The following is a 13,677-nucleotide window of genomic DNA, read 5'->3' as shown; positions in this document are numbered from 1 at the left end:
AATACTCAACAACTTCTTGGGGGTTTGGCGCCGTCTGTGTGGAAAATAGCGGGTGTTCCGCTTGTTACCCGATTCGCGCGGGCGTAGGGCAGATGGTCTGGAAATGCGTGATTTACTGATCTCTCCTTCGATCCTCTCGGCCGACTTTTCCAGGCTGGGGGAAGAGGTGCGCGCGATTGACGCGGCCGGCGCTGACTGGATCCATGTCGATGTGATGGATGGGCATTTCGTGCCCAATCTCACAATCGGTCCGGCGGTGGTCAAGGCATTGCGTCCGCATTCGGCCAAGCCTTTTGATGTGCACTTGATGGTGTCGCCGGTCGATCAGTGGATCGAAGCATTCGCGAAAGCGGGCGCCGACATCATAACTGTCCATCCCGAAGCCGGGCCGCATGTCCACCGGACCGTGCAGGCGATCAAGGCTCTGGACAAGAAGGCGGGCATTTCGCTCAACCCTGCCACGCCGGCAAAAATGCTCGATTACCTGATCGACGAGATTGATCTGGTTCTGGTGATGAGCGTCAATCCTGGCTTCGGCGGCCAGTCCTTCATTCATTCGCAATTGCGCAAGATCGAGGCGGTGCGCCGCATGATCGACAAGTCCGGCCGGGATATCCGGCTGGAAGTTGATGGCGGGGTCAATGCCGAAACTGCCCGGCTCTGTGTGGATGCCGGTGCGGATGTGCTTGTTGCCGGGTCGGCCAGTTTTAATGGCGGGCCCGATCGCTATGCCGCCAATATTGCCACCTTGAAGGGAGGGTCATGACGGACAATGCCACCCGGGTGCGTGATGTCGCCGGAGTGGCAGCCGGCGGCGGGGCCGATGCCATGGCAATTCCGCTCGACAAGGGCGCGGTGGAACCTCTCGTGAAGTCGCGGGGGGTGTCCTTGTCCGATCATGGCGATGACAGGCCTGTCGGTGAATTGATTGAACCCGGCCGGGCGCTGGCATTGACGGATTTCGATCCGCCCGAAACAACCGTGGGCGAACGGTTGATGCGGTTGGCCTATCGCTTCGGCGTGCCCGGATCGGCCCTTGTTTCCCCATTCCGCAAACCGGCGAAAATCCGCCTGCTGGCAACGGTTGATTCCCCTCTGGAAGGTGACCGGGTGGCGGGAATGGCGCTGCGGGCCGGGCATTTCCTGGTCCACGGGGTCAAGGTGCCGATCGCGCAGGTCGATTTCTCCCCGGTTGCCAAGCTGACGCCCCCGGTGGAATTGGCTGTTCACGGCTTTTCCTGGTTGCGCGATCTGAATGCCTGCGGCCAGCGTCCGCAATGCACGCAGACTGCCGAACGTGTGCTGGCGGCCTGGCTTGAACATAATGCGCGGCCGGGCAAGGGCGCTGCATGGCGTGTTGGCATTGCGGGGCAGCGTCTCCTGGCCTGGCTGGTCCATGCGCCGCTGATCCTTTCCGGCTCCGACAAGAATCTGAAGGGCGCCACTCTCGCTTCGATAGAGGAAACGGCGCGCTGGCTGGATCGCAATGTCACCCGCGCGGATGACAGGCTGGGCGAAATGGCCGGCTGGTGCGCGATCACCGCAGCCGGCCTTCTGCTGCCGGAAGGCAAGCCGCGCCGCCTGTTTGGCGAGGCCGGGCTGGCCCGGGTGCTGGGCGAACTGGTTGGCAATGATGGCGGCGTGCTGTCGCGTAGCCCGCTCGGCCAGATAGAGGCGATCGGATTGCTGGTGGATCTTGCCGCCTGTTATCGCGCGGTTCGCCGCGATCCGCCGCAGGCGGTCGAAGGCATGTTGCAAATGCTGGTGCCGCCGCTGCTGGCGCTGACCCATTCCGATGGCGGGCTTGGCAATTGGCAGGGCGCGGGCGCGGTTTCGGCGGAGCGGCTTTCTGCCCTGATCGGGGCGAGCGGTGTGCGCACCCGCCCGCTGCGCGATTCCCGCCAATGGGGTTATCAGCGTGTGTCGGCCGGGCGCAGCGTGCTGCATTTCGATGCCGCGCCGCCGCCGCTGGCCCGCCATGCCCGGCATGGCTGCGCTTCGACCCTGGCATTTGAATTTTCCCACGGGGCGCATCGTCTGATCGTCAATTGCGGCGGATCGGCCTTTGCCGGCGGGCTGGTGCCCGTGCGCATTGAACAGGGCCTGCGCGCCACAGCGGCCCATTCCACGCTGGTGCTGGGCGATTCCAATTCCACCGCCGTGATGATCAATGGCAAGCTGGGTTCGGGCGTGGGCGAGGTCGAAGTGGATCGCCGCACGATCGAATTTGACGGGGGCGGATCGGCCACGAGGCTGGAGGCGAGCCATGATGGCTATGCCGGGCGCTTCGGCCTGATCCATCGCCGGATATTGCTGATGCGCGATGACGGCACCGAACTGCGCGGGGAAGATCTGTTGATCCCCTCCGGCCGGAAGGGCAAGCGGGGCAAGGTTCCCTTCGCCATCCGCTTCCATCTCGGTTCCGGCATCGAAATCTCGCTCACCGCCAACAAGCGCGGCGCCACTCTGGCCCTGCCGGATGGCGGTTTCTGGCAGTTCGTGGCAAGCGAAGGCACGCTCGAGGTGGACGAGAGCATCTGGACGGATGGAGATGGCCGGCCCCATCCCGTGCAGCAATTGGTGCTGCAGGGGCTGATATCCCGGGGTGGCGGCAATTTCTCCTGGCTTTTGAAGAAGATGAGGTAATATTTCATGGGAGAGGTGACGATCCGGCGGGCGCTGCTTTCAGTGTCCGACAAGAGCGGTGTTGTCGAACTGGCCTCCCGACTCGCCAAGGGCGGGGTCGAGCTGGTTTCCACGGGTGGCACGGCCCGCGCATTGCGCGATGCCGGGCTGGATGTTCGCGATGTTTCCGATCTCACCGGCTTTCCGGAAATGATGGACGGAAGGGTCAAGACCCTGCACCCGATGGTCCATGGCGGCCTGCTGGCCATCCGCGATGATGCAGATCATGCCGCCGCGATGGAAGCGCATGATATCGGGCCGATCGATCTGCTCGTCTGCAATCTCTACCCGTTTGAAGAGACGGTGGCCCGCGGCGCCGGGCGTGAAGAGATTATCGAGAATATCGACATTGGCGGGCCATCCATGATCCGGTCGGCATCGAAGAACCATGCCTATGTGACGATCGTGACCGAACCTTCCGATTATGCCGCCCTGCTGGACGAAATGGCGGAGAATGACGGGGCGACCACGCGCGCCTTCCGCATCCGCATGGCTGCCAAGGCATTTGCCCGCACCGCATCCTATGATGCGGCGATCGCCAACTGGTTCGCCTGGGGCGATGCCTATACCAACGAACTCGGGCCCGATGCCCTGGGCGCAACGCCTTTCCCGGCCGTGATGCCGTTGGCGTTCCAGCGCCAGGCTGAACTGCGCTATGGCGAAAACCCGCATCAGCAGGCGGCCATCTATGTCGGCCAGAGCGCGGGTGCCGTGGGTATCCCGCAGGCGCAACAGGTGCAGGGCAAGGAACTCAGCTACAATAATTACAACGATGCCGATGCGGCGCTGGAATTGCTGTCCGAATTTCGCGGACAGGATCCGGCCGTGGTCATTGTCAAACACGCCAATCCCTGCGGCGTCGCGCAGGCACCCAGCCTGCTGGATGCTTGGAAGAACGCACTCGCTTGCGACAGCGTTTCCGCCTTTGGCGGGATTGTCGCGCTCAACCGCCCGCTGGATGGCCCCACGGCAGAGGCGATCTGCGAAATCTTCACCGAAGTGGTGATCGCCCCCGGCGCGGACGATGCGGCCCGATCTGCCTTTGCCGCCAAGAAGAATCTTCGTCTGCTGTTGCTGGAGGATCTGCCCGATCCGCGCCGGCAGGGCTTCCAGCTGAAGACCATTGCCGGTGGCCTGCTGCTGCAGGGCAGGGATAATGGCGCGGTCGTGGCGGCGGATTGCAAGGTGGTGACAAAGCGCGCACCGACCGAGCAGGAACTGGCCGATTGCCTGTTTGCATGGAATGTCGCCCGCCATGTCAAATCCAACGCCATCGTCTTTGCCAAGGACGGCGCGACCGCCGGGATCGGTGCCGGGCAGATGAATCGCCGGGACAGTGCCCGGATCGCCGCGATGCGTGCCCGTGAAGCGGCCGAGGCGGCAGGCTGGGCCCAGCCGCGCACGATAGGCAGCGCGATGGCATCGGATGCTTTTCTGCCCTTTGCGGACGGATTGCAGGCCGCGGTCGATGCCGGTGCCACGGCGGTGATCCAGCCGGGCGGCGCGATGCGGGACGAAGAAGTGATCGCGGCTGCCGATGATGCGGGCCTGGCGATGGTCTTCACCGGAATGCGCCACTTCCGCCACTAGGACCGACTGGTCCTGCGTCAGCCACGGTTCGTCGCGCCCCTCCTTGGGGGTGGCGGCCTGCTGTAACCATGTCCTGCGTTGAACGAAACAAGACAAGGCATTCACGGCTTTGCAAGTTTGGTGGGAGTAGGACCGATGGCTGAAGAGCGGCAAAGGATTGAAGGAAACACCCATGGAGCTGTTCAAACCGGACCTGTTTCGCGCATTTTTCGCGGGCTTCGGGGTGACCGCGGCGGCTCTCGCCCTGGTCATCGTGCCGCAATTGGCTTGATGAAGGCGCCTGCATTTCTCGCTGCGGCCGCGCTTGCGGTTTCGGCCCTGAATGCCCCGGCTGTTGCCGCGGAAAGCGTGTTCGACGCGCCGGCCGCCGAACGGGAAGCCAAGGAAGGGGCAGGCCTCAAGACCGCGATCTTCGCCGGCGGTTGTTTCTGGGGCGTGGAGGCCGTTTTCAGCCACATGAAAGGCGTGAAAAGCGCCATTTCGGGCTACCACGGCGGAGATGCGGATACTGCCAGATACGATATCGTCTCGCGCGGCCAGACCGACCATGCGGAAGCGGTGAAGATCGTCTATGATCCATCCGTCGTGCGGTATGACCAATTGCTGCGCGTGTTCTTTTCCGTCGTGGCCGATCCCACGCTGAAGGACCGCCAGGGGCCGGATCGCGGCCCGCAATATCGCGCCGCTCTGGTGCCGCTCAGCAAGGAACAGCGCGCCGTTGCCCAGTCCTATCTGCAGCAGATGAAGAAAAGCGGCGTCTGGTCAAAGCCGATCGTGACCGGAATCGAAAGTGCCAGGACGTTCTATCCGGCCGAGAAATACCATCAGGATTTTGCCGAGAAGAACCCGAATCATCCCTATATACGCCGGTGGGACGCGCCCAAGGTGGAGGCGCTGCGCGAAATGTTTCCGTCTTTCTACAGCGGTAGTTTCCAGAAAGGATAGGACTGCCCGAACGGGCATCGCCTTTGCGTTGTCCTCAAACCGGGGCGGACCTATATCGTCTGTATGACGGGGCATACTCATAAAGAACATTCGGGGGCGCGGCTCATCGAAGAGGCGGAGGGCGTTCTCAAATCGTCCGGCGAACAATGGACGGCGATGCGCGCCGACGTGTTCGAAGCGCTTGCTTCGCAGGACCGGCCGGCATCCGCCTATGACATTGCCGAAATCGTCGGTGGGAAGCGCGGCAAGAGGGTGGCCGCAAACAGCGTCTATCGCATTCTTGACCTGTTCGTGCGAACCAATCTGGCCAACCGGATCGAAAGTGCGAATGCCTATCTCGCCAACAGCCATCCGGGCTGCCAGCACGATTGCATCTTCCTGATTTGCGACGATTGCGGCACTGCCACCCATCTGGATGACGACAAGCTGACCGGCGCCCTGCGCGACGCCGGGCACCGCGCCGGCTTTGCCGATGTGCGCCCGGTGGTGGAACTGCGTGGCCTGTGCAATGAATGCGCAGGCTGACAGACAAATGAAACATTGCGGCTGCGATTGATCGACAGCCACAACTCACATGTGTAAGCCTTTGGAATGATGTCCCGGCCCGAAACTCCGCTCCTCGACAAGGTCGATACTCCAACCGATCTGCGAAAGCTGGACGTGCATGATCTGCGCCAGCTTGCGGATGAATTGCGGGCGGAGATGATCGATGCCGTCGGGTCGACCGGCGGCCATCTCGGTTCAGGGCTGGGCGTGGTCGAACTGACCGTGGCCCTGCATTACGTGTTCAACACACCGGATGACCGGCTGATCTGGGATGTGGGCCACCAGGCCTATCCACACAAGATCCTGACCGGGCGGCGCGACCGGATCCGCACATTGCGCCAGGGCGGCGGCCTGTCCGGCTTCACCAAGCGCAGCGAAAGCGAATATGACCCGTTCGGCGCGGCGCATTCCTCCACCTCGATTTCTGCCGGGCTCGGCTTTGCCGTGGCCAATAAATTGTCCGGATCGAAGGACAAGGCGATCGCGGTGATCGGCGACGGCGCGATGAGCGCCGGCATGGCCTATGAAGCGATGAACAATGCCGAACAGGCGGGCAATCGCCTGGTCGTGATCCTGAACGACAATGACATGTCGATCGCCCCGCCGGTGGGCGGGCTGTCGGCCTATCTCGCGCGGCTCATTTCATCTTCCGAATATCTGGGCCTGCGCAGTCTTGCCTCCAAGGTGGCGCGCAAGCTGTCCCGCCGGGTGCACACATCGCTGGGCAAGGCGGAAGAATTTACGCGCGGCATGGTCACTGGCGGCACGTTGTTCGAAGAACTCGGCTTCTACTATGTCGGCCCGATTGACGGGCACAATCTGGACCATCTGGTTCCCGTGCTGGAAAATGTCCGCGATGCGGATGAAGGCCCGGTTCTGGTCCATGTCGTGACGCAGAAGGGCAAGGGCTATGCCCCGGCTGAAAACAGCGCCGACAAATATCACGGTGTCCAGAAATTCGACGTCATCACCGGGGAACAGAAGAAGAGTTCCGGCGGGCCGCCCAATTACCAGAACGTGTTTGGCGAAACGCTGACCAGCCTGGCCGATACGGACAAGCGGATCTGCGCCATCACCGCGGCCATGCCCAGCGGCACCGGGGTGGACAAATTTGCCAAGGCGCATCCGGATCGCGCTTTCGATGTCGGCATTGCCGAACAACATGCCGTGACTTTCGCCGCCGGGCTGGCCGCGCAGGGGATGCGGCCGTTCTGTGCGATCTATTCCACCTTCTTGCAGCGCGCGTTCGACCAGGTCGTTCATGACGTGGCGATCCAGAACCTGCCGGTCCGCTTCGCGATCGACCGGGCCGGGCTGGTGGGCGCCGATGGCGCAACCCATGCCGGCAGTTTCGACATCACCTATCTGGCGACCTTGCCCAATTTCGTGGTCATGGCCCCGGCGGACGAGGCGGAACTGGCGCTCATGACCTACACCGCCGCGCAGCATGACAGCGGACCCATCGCTTTCCGCTATCCGCGCGGGGCGGGCAGGGGCGTTGCCATTCCCGATCAATTGCACGCGCTGGAAATCGGCAAGGGCCGCATCGTCCGGCAGGGCAGCAAGGTTGCCCTGCTCAGCCTCGGCACGCGCCTTTCCGAAGCGGAAAAGGCGGCAGACCTGCTGGAGGCCAAGGGGCTTTCCACCACCATTGCGGACCTGCGTTTTGCCAAGCCGCTGGACAGTGAACTGATCCGCAAGCTGATGACCACGCATGATGTCGTGGTCACGCTGGAAGAAGGCAGCATTGGCGGCCTTGGCGCGCATGTGCTGACGCTGGCCAGCGATGAAGGGCTGACCGATGGGGGCCTGAAGATCCGCACCATGCGCCTGCCTGACATCTTCCAGGATCAGGACGCGCCGGAAAAACAATATGACGAAGCGGGCCTCAACGCACCGCAGATCGTCTCCACCGTGCTGGCGGCCCTGCGCCATAACAGTGCATCAGTGGAAGAAGCGCGGGCCTGACGGATCGCGCCGGGCGGCGGGCTGTCAGTCGGCCGCCACTCCTTCGATCCCCAGTAGCTCAACCGTGAACAGCAAGGTCGCGCCGCCCGGGATCGGGCCGCGGCCGCGCGGGCCATAGGCAAGGGTCGCGGGGGCGGCGATTTCGATCGTATCGCCAATGCCCATATAGGGGATGGCCATCTGCCATGCCGGCACCAGACCGCGCAGGGGGAAAGTGGCCGGTTCGCCGCGGTCATAGGAAGAATCGAACCTGGTGCCGTCCGCCAGAGTGCCCGCATAATGCACGGTCACCGTGTCATCCAGCGTGGGCGCGGGGCCGGTGCCGTCCCCTTTTACCCGGCGCCAGAGCAGGCCGCCGGGCATGGCATTCCAGCCAGCCGCAGCACGTTCGGCCAGGGCCAGCGTCTGCTGGTTGAACCATGCGGCACCATGTTCGGGTTGTGCATCCTGCGCTGTCGCAGTGCCGGTAATGCCCGCCGCAGCTATCAGGGCGAGGAGGGTGTGCTTCATTGTCGGATAGATCATCTGCTTACCAGTCATATGCCTTGGGCAGCGCGCCGGGCGCCGGGATGCGATAGCGGTCGCGCAATCTCGTCTGGCGGGTTTCCAGCGATTGTTCCACCCCGTCCACGAACACCCGCGTCGGGGCGGAGGTCACTTCCAGCGGATCGCCGTCCCAGAACACCAGATCGGCACGCGCGCCGGGTTTCAGGATGCCTGCTTCCCCGCCCATCCCGCTGATTTCCGCCGGGATGGAGCTGATGGCGGCAAACGCCTCGGCCCAGCTCAGCCCTGTTGCGCCGGGAATGGCGTTCAATGCCACCAGATTGCCGGCATATTGCGGTGCCCAGCGCGGATAATCGGTGGTGTTGAAGAAGCCGCCAAAACCCACTTTCACACCGGCAGCGTGCATCCGCCCGATATTGGACTGTGTGGACCCCAGCATTTCGAAACTGCTGGGCAGATCGGTCAGCCCCTGGGCCAGCACCGGCACACCGGCAGCGGCAATCTCATCCGCGACCAGCCAGCCTTCGGCAGCGCCCACCAGCACCAGTTCCAGTTCGGGGAATTCCTGCCTTAGCGTCAGCGTGGAACGGATGTCTGCCGCCCGCTCCACCGAAACATATAGCGGCTGCCTGCCCTGCACCACGGGGATCAGTGCCGCGGCATCGAAACGGGTCAGCAGGGCATCGCCGGGCCGTTCTTCCCGGCTGCCTGCCATGCGCGGATCCGCAGCATCGGAAAGGTTCTGCCGTGCGGCCAGATCGCTCGCTTCGCGAAGGGCGTTGCGGAAGGCGGCATGGGCGGCAAGGCGGCTGCGTCCGGCAATCCTTGCCCCGCTTTCCCCAAGGACGACGAACTGGAAGGCGCGCGCCTTCTGCACGCTGTCGGCATCGTCACCCAGGTCGATCACGGCACCCTGCCCGGCGAAGATGGATCCGCCGGGATAGGCGGTGACGGTTGCGCGCGTCACACCGGCGGCACGGCCGATGGCGATATGTTCGGAAGAGGGATTGATGGCCGGCGCCACATCCAGCGCGGCGCTAAAAACCGTCCCGCGCGGACTTGCATCATTGCTGTCATCGACACCGTCGACATCCCACAGGCCAAGATCGGTCATGGCCACGAACAGGCCGGGCGTTACCCAGCGACCCTGCGCATCGACGGCAGTTCCGGACATTTCGGGCGCGGCCCCCGCCCCGGCGGCGGCGATCCTGCCGTCCTTCACCACGACATGGCCATTTTCGATCGGTTCGCTGCCATCACCCAATACGAGCCGGGCATTGCTGACCGTGAAATCCTGCGCGGCGACGGGGAGGGCGCAAAGGGCGATCGCCGCGCCGGCAAGCAGGCGCGCGATCATTTCACATCTCCTTCGCCGGGCTGGCCAAGTTCAAAATCGCTGACCGGCCGATGTTTCGGGTCCAGCGCATCGAACATCAGCGCGCCGTCGATCCAGACCTTTTCCGGCCGTGAATAGACCGACAGCGGATCACCGTTCCACAGTACCAGATCGGCCATCTTGCCATCTTCCAGGCTACCCGTGCGATCGGCAATGCCCATGGCCTTCGCTGCGTTGAGCGTGAACCAGCCGATCACCTGTTCATCGGGAATGTCGATACCGATGCGCCTGCCGTCAGCCTGTGCCCGTGCGGCGGCCTGGTTCAGCCGCTGTATGCCATTGGCATCGTCGGAATGGATCACCACGCAGGCGCCGGCATTGGCGATAAGGGCGGCATTTTCCGGGATCGCGTCATAGGCTTCCATCTTGAAGCCGTACCAGTCGGCCCAGACGGCGGAGCAGACATCCTCTTCCCGCAGGAGATCGGTGATCTTGTAGCTTTCAACCGCATGGTGAAAGGCCGTGACCTTGTAACCCATCTCCTTCGCCATATCGAGGACAAGGGCCATCTCGTCCGCGCGATAGCAGTGGTTCTGAATCAGGATATCGCCATCCAGCACGCCGGCCAGCGTTTCCTTGGCCAGATCGCGTTTCTTGCGATCGCCATCGGCATAGGTTTTCGCATCCAGCCAGGTCTGCCGGTTGACGGCGAAATTGCCCATCCGTGTGGAGGGGGCGCGGCCCCTGTTGCCATAGACGCGCTTGGGATTTTCGCCGCAGGCCATCTTCAGGCTGTAGGGCGCATCGGGGAATTTCATTCCCTGCACAGTGCGCGCAGGCACATTCTTCAGCGTGACAGAGCGGCCACCCATGAGGTTTGCCGATCCGGGCAGGATCTGCAGTGCGGTGACGCCGCCATTGGCGAGCGCGCGGGTAAAGCCCGGATCCTGCGGCCACACCGAATGTTCGGCCCAGACTTCGGGCGTGGTCGGGCTGGTCGCTTCATTCCCGTCGGAATGGGCGCTGACGGCGGGTGTGGGATAGTCACCGAGATGGGAATGGATGTCGATTACGCCCGGTGTAACGAACTTTCCCTTGCCGTCCACGCGGGCATAGCCTGCAGGAATGGCCAGATCGGGCCCGCCAACGGCTTCGATCGTGCCATTGGAAAAGAGCACGATGCCATTATCGATGCGGCGGCCCGCCCCGTCGAACACCGTGGCCCCGACCAGCGCCGTCGGCGCACCCGGATAGGCGCGATAGGTCGATGGATAGGGCGTTTCCGGCGCTGCTGCGGTGGAAGCGGGTTTTTCATTGGCCCCGGCTGCCGAACATGCGGCGAGCAGGCCCGCCATTCCCAGCGCCAAGGCGACGCGTGACCCCATCATGATGCCTCTATCACCCGTATCAGTTGAGCGGGCGGGTTGCCGGGTGGATGCCCGGACCCTGCGGTTCCCCCGCTTCGTCCGCGCCCAGCAGATCATCGCCCACATTGTCATCGTTCAGCGTATCCAGATGCATCCAGCGTTTCACCAGCGGGGCCAGCAGCATGACGACCACGCCGATCCCGACGGCCAGCCAGCCGATCGAAGTGTAGATGGCAAGCGTGCCTTCCTTGGTCATTTCGCCGCCTTCGCCGCCGCCGGTGGCTTCACCGATCTTGCCGGCAACGAAATTGCCCCACGCCGTCATGAAGAACCACGCACCCATGATCAGCGAAGCCATGTGCTTGGGCGCCAGCCTGTTCATGGCCGAAAGCCCGACCGGGGACAGGCACAATTCGCCCGAAGTGTGCAGGAAATAGATCAGGAAGACGAGGAAGACGGGCACCAGCGCGCCGCCCAGTGCATTCGCCCCCCAGGTGAATACCAGGAAGCCCAGCCCGACCTGAACGATGCCGAGACCGAACTTGGCCGGGGTCGAGGGTTCGATGTTGCGCTTGCTCAGGAAGATCCACAGCGAAGCGAAGATCGGTCCGAGAAGGACGATGAAGATCGCATTGATCGACTGGAACAGCGAAGCAGGAACGCCGCCGCGATCGACATAGCGGTCCGTGAACAGGTTGAGACTGCCGCCAGCCTGTTCGAACAGGCCCCAGAACAGGGGTTGCAGCGCGACGAGGAAAATGATCGCGAAGATCCTTTCGCGCGGGTGTTTTTCCATCTTGAACGCTTCGAACAGGACGTAGCCGAGCAGGATGATGCCCGCGATGCCCAGCAGCGTGCCCACCACGTTCTGATACTGGATCAGGAACCAGATCCCGGCCACCGCGGCAACGCCAACGCCATAGAGCGAATATTCGCGCACCTTGGCCAGTGGTGCGGGCGGTTCACCCTGACCCATCAGGGCCGGTTTGCCGAAGGCGAAGATGATCAGGCCCAGCACCATGCCGATACCGGCGAGGCCAAAGCCATAGCCCCAGCCGATCGTCTCGCCCAGATAGCCGACCAGGATCGTGCCCAGTGCGGCGCCGGTGTTAATGCCCATGTAGAAGATGGTATAGGCGCTGTCCCGCCTCTCGTCCGTAATGCCGTATAGCTGGCCGACGATCACCGAGATATTGGCTTTCAGGAAGCCTGACCCGACGATGATGAAGGAGAGGGCGAGCCAGAAGATGCTGATGGTCGGATCGCTGTCGAACCCGCTGCCGTCACCTTCAAAGGCCATGAAACCATGGCCGAGGGCAAGCAGCAGACCGCCGAACAGAACCGCCTTGCGCTGGCCCAGGTAACGGTCCGCCAGCCAGCCGCCCAGCACGGGCGTGATATAGACCAGGCTGGTATAGGCGCCGTAGATCAGGCTCGCCTTGCCGTCTTCAAACAGCCAGTGCTTGGTAAGATACAGGATCAGCAGGGCGCGCATCCCGTAATAGGAAAAACGCTCCCACATCTCGGTATAGAACAGCACGAAAAGGCCGCGTGGATGGCCGACCACTTCCTGGCTCCGGCGGGCGGCGATCATGCCGCCGATCACGAGAACTGCGAACAATGTCACGGCGGCGATGGCGGCGATCCAGTCGCCTTCGTCCCACAGTGCAATGTCCTTCATCTCCGACCCCTCTCGTTTGTTCTGCGGAATTAGGATTAAGCGCGCGAACCTAGCCGCGAAATCCGACTTGTGAAGCAATTTGTTGCACTTGTGACCATCTTCGCCTGAAGGAGCGGGACGCCATGCTTGACCTGCCGCGCTGTATTATGGCACTGCATCACCCTGATGTCCGACAATCGCCCCGTCTATCTGCGCCTGCGTGAATTGATTGCCGCGGCGATCATCGAAGGGCGCTATGCGGAAGGGGACATGCTGCCATCGGTTCGCGCCTTCGCGGCGGAACAGGGGGCCAATCCATTGACTGTGGCCAAGGCCTATCAGCAGTTCCAGGCCGACGGGCTGATCCGCGTGCAGCGCGGCGTCGGCATGTTCGTTCGCGAAGGCGCGGCGGAACAGCTGCGCAGGGCGGAACGTGCAGCCTTCCTGGAAGAGGAATGGCCGCAATTGCGCGCGCGGATGGCAAGGCTGGGGATCGAACCGGCCGAATTGCTGGATAAAGCCTGATCCGGGCTATCAATCCGGGCAAGTATTTTTCATTCACCCGATTGCGCATGGGCCGGTCCTCTGCCAGATTGCAGATGACGGGTCGCATCGTCGCCGTGTTGAAATTGCATGACGGATCAATTATCCGGATTGTGGGTGCTGCACGGGCCGAATAAAGGGACGACGATGATTAGGTCCGAATTGCTACAGGCGCTGGCCGCGGACAATCCCGAGCTGCGCCCTGAGGAAATTGAGCAGGTCGTCGATATTTTCTTCGACGAAATCGCTGCGCGCCTGGCCGAAGGCGGCCGTGTTGAGCTCCGGGGTTTCGGCACTTTCACCACTCGCGAGAGAGAGGCACGCACGGGGCGCAATCCGCGCACCGGCGATCCGGTGGATGTGCCATCCAAGCGTGTGCCCTATTTCAAGCCGGGCAAGGATATGCGCGATCGGCTGAACGCCGATTGATCTTGCCGATGCCTGCCGGCATCGCCGCAATCCATCGCCATTAAAAAAAGGCGCGGATCCGGGGGGGATCCGCGCCTTGGGCTACGCCCTGGGGGACGTTC

At 63.0% G+C, this 13,677-nt stretch carries 12 protein-coding genes; 8 read left to right on the top strand and 4 right to left on the bottom strand.

What is annotated here, in order from left to right; translation table 11 throughout:
* Positions 1 to 103 precede the first annotated feature (103 nt).
* From rpe to dxs, 6 genes are all read left to right on the top strand, one after another.
* A complete protein-coding gene (gene rpe / locus WYH_RS10705; protein ID WP_046903829.1) occupies positions 104 to 766 on the top strand; it encodes a ribulose-phosphate 3-epimerase in 663 nt (220 codons plus the stop codon).
* Positions 763 to 2,646: a heparinase II/III family protein gene (locus WYH_RS10700; RefSeq protein WP_235979330.1), complete on the top strand. Its 1,884-nt coding sequence runs from the start codon at positions 763 to 765 to the stop codon at positions 2,644 to 2,646. The genes rpe and WYH_RS10700 overlap by 4 nt, the downstream gene beginning before the upstream one ends.
* Positions 2,647 to 2,652: 6 nt before the next feature.
* Positions 2,653 to 4,275, top strand: coding sequence for a bifunctional phosphoribosylaminoimidazolecarboxamide formyltransferase/IMP cyclohydrolase (gene purH, locus WYH_RS10695; RefSeq protein WP_046903828.1), 1,623 nt, complete (start codon positions 2,653 to 2,655; stop codon positions 4,273 to 4,275).
* A gap of 270 nt (positions 4,276 to 4,545) precedes the next feature.
* Positions 4,546 to 5,220, top strand: coding sequence for a peptide-methionine (S)-S-oxide reductase MsrA (msrA, locus tag WYH_RS10690; protein ID WP_046903827.1), 675 nt, complete (start codon positions 4,546 to 4,548; stop codon positions 5,218 to 5,220).
* 63 nt (positions 5,221 to 5,283) lie between these two features.
* Entirely contained in the window at positions 5,284 to 5,745 is a 462-nt protein-coding gene (locus WYH_RS10685; protein WP_046903826.1) for a Fur family transcriptional regulator, read from the top strand.
* A 66-nt stretch (positions 5,746 to 5,811) separates the two neighbouring features.
* Complete coding sequence (gene dxs / locus WYH_RS10680) at positions 5,812 to 7,734, top strand: 1-deoxy-D-xylulose-5-phosphate synthase (RefSeq protein WP_046903825.1); 1,923 nt, start codon at positions 5,812 to 5,814, stop codon at positions 7,732 to 7,734.
* Positions 7,735 to 7,758: 24 nt separating this feature from the next.
* Here the strand turns inward: dxs and WYH_RS10675 are convergent, their stop codons facing one another.
* The 4 genes from WYH_RS10675 to WYH_RS10660 are packed head-to-tail and all read right to left on the bottom strand — an operon-like array spanning position 7,759 to position 12,625.
* Positions 7,759 to 8,244: an FKBP-type peptidyl-prolyl cis-trans isomerase gene (locus WYH_RS10675; protein WP_046905070.1), complete on the bottom strand. Its 486-nt coding sequence runs from the start codon at positions 8,242 to 8,244 to the stop codon at positions 7,759 to 7,761.
* Positions 8,245 to 8,263: 19 nt separating this feature from the next.
* Entirely contained in the window at positions 8,264 to 9,598 is a 1,335-nt protein-coding gene (locus WYH_RS10670; RefSeq protein WP_046903824.1) for an amidohydrolase family protein, read from the bottom strand.
* On the bottom strand, positions 9,595 to 10,965 hold the full coding sequence (locus tag WYH_RS10665; protein WP_156320127.1) for an amidohydrolase: 1,371 nt from the start codon (positions 10,963 to 10,965) through the stop codon (positions 9,595 to 9,597). The genes WYH_RS10670 and WYH_RS10665 overlap by 4 nt, the downstream gene beginning before the upstream one ends.
* A 19-nt stretch (positions 10,966 to 10,984) precedes the next feature.
* Entirely contained in the window at positions 10,985 to 12,625 is a 1,641-nt protein-coding gene (locus tag WYH_RS10660; RefSeq protein ID WP_046903822.1) for a peptide MFS transporter, read from the bottom strand.
* Between the two features lie 165 nt (positions 12,626 to 12,790).
* Between WYH_RS10660 and WYH_RS10655 the strand changes: the two genes are divergently transcribed.
* Positions 12,791 to 13,129: a GntR family transcriptional regulator gene (locus WYH_RS10655; RefSeq protein WP_046903821.1), complete on the top strand. Its 339-nt coding sequence runs from the start codon at positions 12,791 to 12,793 to the stop codon at positions 13,127 to 13,129.
* 165 nt (positions 13,130 to 13,294) lie between these two features.
* On the top strand, positions 13,295 to 13,576 hold the full coding sequence (locus WYH_RS10650; RefSeq protein WP_046905069.1) for an integration host factor subunit beta: 282 nt from the start codon (positions 13,295 to 13,297) through the stop codon (positions 13,574 to 13,576).
* The last annotated feature ends 101 nt before the right edge of the window (positions 13,577 to 13,677 follow it).

The sequence above is a fragment of the Croceibacterium atlanticum genome (genome assembly GCF_001008165.2).
Taxonomy (GTDB): Bacteria; Pseudomonadota; Alphaproteobacteria; order Sphingomonadales; family Sphingomonadaceae; genus Croceibacterium_C; species Croceibacterium_C atlanticum.
Note: the sequence above shows the minus strand (reverse complement) of the source record. Positions and strands in the feature narration are given on the sequence as shown.

Bases quoted from the DNA above. Each gene is read 5' to 3' on its own strand.
- WYH_RS10675 (WP_046905070.1), bottom strand. From the start codon at position 8,244: ATGAAGCACACCCTCCTCGCCCTGATAGCTGCGGCGGGCATTACCGGC.
- WYH_RS10665 (WP_156320127.1), bottom strand. From the start codon at position 10,965: ATGATGGGGTCACGCGTCGCCTTGGCGCTGGGAATGGCGGGCCTGCTC.
- WYH_RS10660 (WP_046903822.1), bottom strand. From the start codon at position 12,625: ATGAAGGACATTGCACTGTGGGACGAAGGCGACTGGATCGCCGCCATC.
- WYH_RS10655 (WP_046903821.1), top strand. From the start codon at position 12,791: ATGTCCGACAATCGCCCCGTCTATCTGCGCCTGCGTGAATTGATTGCC.
- WYH_RS10685 (WP_046903826.1), top strand. From the start codon at position 5,284: ATGACGGGGCATACTCATAAAGAACATTCGGGGGCGCGGCTCATCGAA.
- WYH_RS10650 (WP_046905069.1), top strand. From the start codon at position 13,295: ATGATTAGGTCCGAATTGCTACAGGCGCTGGCCGCGGACAATCCCGAG.
- WYH_RS10700 (WP_235979330.1), top strand. From the start codon at position 763: ATGACGGACAATGCCACCCGGGTGCGTGATGTCGCCGGAGTGGCAGCC.
- dxs (WP_046903825.1), top strand. From the start codon at position 5,812: ATGATGTCCCGGCCCGAAACTCCGCTCCTCGACAAGGTCGATACTCCA.
- msrA (WP_046903827.1), top strand. From the start codon at position 4,546: ATGAAGGCGCCTGCATTTCTCGCTGCGGCCGCGCTTGCGGTTTCGGCC.
- WYH_RS10670 (WP_046903824.1), bottom strand. From the start codon at position 9,598: ATGATCGCGCGCCTGCTTGCCGGCGCGGCGATCGCCCTTTGCGCCCTC.
- purH (WP_046903828.1), top strand. From the start codon at position 2,653: ATGGGAGAGGTGACGATCCGGCGGGCGCTGCTTTCAGTGTCCGACAAG.
- rpe (WP_046903829.1), top strand. From the start codon at position 104: ATGCGTGATTTACTGATCTCTCCTTCGATCCTCTCGGCCGACTTTTCC.